This window comes from Erysipelatoclostridium sp. MSK.7.34, from assembly GCF_019041935.1.
In the GTDB taxonomy this organism is placed as follows: domain Bacteria; phylum Bacillota_I; class Bacilli_A; order Erysipelotrichales; family Coprobacillaceae; genus Thomasclavelia; species Thomasclavelia ramosa.
Window position 1 is genome coordinate 1 of the sequence record NZ_JAHPYJ010000074.1, and the last position, 664, is coordinate 664.

Here is a 664-nt window from a genome sequence, read left to right on the forward strand (position 1 = left end):
TATGCGATAATATTAAACGGTGATTATTGTGAGAGACAGAGAAATTATAGCAAGAAACTTAATTAATATTATAGACGTGAAAAACTGTCAGTATTTTAGTCAGTTTATGAATGATGATTTATATGACAAACTGTATGATTATCTTATAAAATTGAGTAGAGGAAATGACAAGGCGGTTGCTCATATAAAACTAATGATGGAAGAGTGCAGACCGACTATTGAAAAAATCGAAAAAGACGAACAGATTTCTAATGATGAATTCAATTCTTTTATGGAAAAATTCAGAGTGTTTAAAAGGAAATATCTTATGTAAAAATGCTTTTCCAACATCATAAATACCGTACAGCTGTTATAAAAAATGTTTTTTGGGGGATAAAAGAATGATTGAGATTTATGATCTAAACGATAAATTAATAACAAGAGTTAGTAATCAGGATCAGCTTGATGAGTTTATGGATGATAATGAATTTGAATATCCAGAAGTTATTATAAAAGAGAACGGTAAAAAAAGGAAATATACTTTTGAAGACAGTGAATTTGAGTCATCCAAAAGGGAGCTGTTGAAAAAATCAAAATATTTTCATATGAGCAGGATATGTGCTTTAGCAAATGTAGATTATTATTCATTTAACCTCTGGAAAAATAAAGGAATATTTGTTTTAAC

Annotated in this window: 2 protein-coding genes; both read left to right on the plus strand. The window is 28.2% G+C overall.

Annotation, left to right across the window (positions count from 1 at the left end; all coding sequences use genetic code 11):
- Nucleotides 1–106 precede the first annotated feature (106 nt).
- A complete protein-coding gene (locus KTF99_RS16870) occupies nucleotides 107–313 on the plus strand; it encodes a hypothetical protein (RefSeq protein WP_254210234.1) in 207 nt (68 codons plus the stop codon).
- Between the two features lie 67 nt (nucleotides 314–380).
- Nucleotides 381–664 (plus strand): hypothetical protein (locus KTF99_RS16875; protein WP_029482541.1); only part of this gene is annotated, 284 nt, incomplete at its 3' end.